General features: G+C 62.0%; 1 protein-coding gene and 2 pseudogenes. All 3 read right to left on the bottom strand.

What is annotated here, in order from left to right; translation table 11 throughout:
- A pseudogene (locus EOA60_RS39390) lies at nucleotides 1–143 on the bottom strand (cytochrome c family protein); the annotation flags it as partial.
- Nucleotides 144–432: 289 nt separating this feature from the next.
- Nucleotides 433–939 (bottom strand): hypothetical protein, encoded by a 507-nt coding sequence (locus EOA60_RS32890; protein ID WP_067000878.1) that lies wholly within the window; start codon nucleotides 937–939, stop codon nucleotides 433–435.
- A 196-nt stretch (nucleotides 940–1,135) separates the two neighbouring features.
- Nucleotides 1,136–1,412: pseudogene (locus tag EOA60_RS32885) on the bottom strand (trigger factor); the annotation flags it as partial.

The following is a 1,412-nucleotide window of genomic DNA, read 5'->3' as shown; positions in this document are numbered from 1 at the left end:
ACCTTGTTCTGGTCCTGGTCTGCAATGTGGCAGACCTTGCACTTGGTGAAGACCTTCTCGCCTGCGGCTGCATCCTGCGCCCGCGAAGGGCTTGCAATGAAGATCGTGGCCGCCGAGGCGATGAAAAGTGCGATTGCGCGCATGGCATTCCTCCCTGATCGATCGTCATCTGCGCCGGACGATGCGCACCACGCCAGCTGCGCTGGGGCGGCCTGCACGGTACAGCGGAATATCCGTGGTCCCACCAATGGAATTGCGGCATCTACATACCACAGTATCAATCCAATGGGTAGAAACGGCAATTTGTGCGAAGGTGCACGTCGCCCAAGCTGCGCAGCGGTTCTGGCAGAACGACATGCATCAAAACACGGACCTAAAGCGCGTCGCCTGAGTCCGGCTCCTCGCGACGCGCCTTAGGCCGTGTGCTGAGAGTCACGGCGGATCGGTATTGCAGCTTGCAGCCATCTGTCCGATCGCCTCGGACAGTCCGGCGAGTTCGAAGTCGGCCTCGCCGCGTCCCGACAGCAGGCCGAAACGCCATGACAGCAACAGCCGGCTCGCCGAAACCAGCCGCTTGATGCCATCGGCTCCGTCCCTGACCAGCATTTTACCGCGTGGGCCGACAGACCAGCTTTCATCGAACTTGCCGCCGCCATCGACCATGACCGACATGGTGATCTTGCGGCTGGCGGAGACTGAATCGTTGAGTTGCAGCCATTCGCTCCAACGCGGTTCGCCGCCCGGTCGACAAGCCAGCGTCAGCACCGGACTGTAGCCCAGCGCGCCGCCGCCGGTGATCAGCTTGTTGGTGGCGTATAGCGACGCAGTGACCTGGCCGTCGTTGCCGGCGTCGACGCGCCAGTTGCCGAGATCGGGTCCGGCCTCTGCCACACCGGCCGCGGCAAGCAAGAGCGCCGCGGTAACGACCACGCCCCTCATCGTGAATGCCACACCCACCGACGCCTCCAAACGACCCTGCGCAATGTGATATCGAGCAGATAATCATCAATGTTCGGTATCGCCAGCAGCGTGCATTCATCTGAAGCGGGTGGTGTTGCCCCGCAGCAACAACGGAGAACATGAACGAAAAAGGCCGCCTCGTGGGCGGCCTTTCGAAATCAGCTTATCGCCGGGTTTACTCGGCGTCCTTGGCGGCCTTCTTCTTCGGCGCGGCCTTCTTCTTGGGCTCTTCCGCCTCACCGGCTGCTTCGCCGGCCTTGGCCTCGGCTTTCTTGGAGGAAGCCTTCTTCGCCGGCTTCGCCTTGCTGGCGCTCTCGGCCTCCTCGTCGTCCGCCATCAGCTCTTCCTTGCTGACCTTCACGTCCTCGACCGAAATCTGGCCCAGCAAATAGTCGACGACCTTTTCCTCGAACATCGGCGCGCGGAGCGAATTGATCGCCTCGGGGTTGCTG

The sequence above is a fragment of the Mesorhizobium sp. M1A.F.Ca.IN.020.06.1.1 genome (genome assembly GCF_004023265.1).
Lineage (GTDB): Bacteria > Pseudomonadota > Alphaproteobacteria > Rhizobiales > Rhizobiaceae > Mesorhizobium.
The sequence above is the reverse complement of the archived record's forward strand: the minus strand, read 5'-3'. Positions and strand labels throughout refer to the sequence as shown.

Excerpts from the sequence above, each read along its gene's own strand:
- EOA60_RS32890 (WP_067000878.1), bottom strand. The coding sequence starts at position 939 with ATGAGGGGCGTGGTCGTTACCGCGGCGCTCTTGCTTGCCGCGGCCGGT.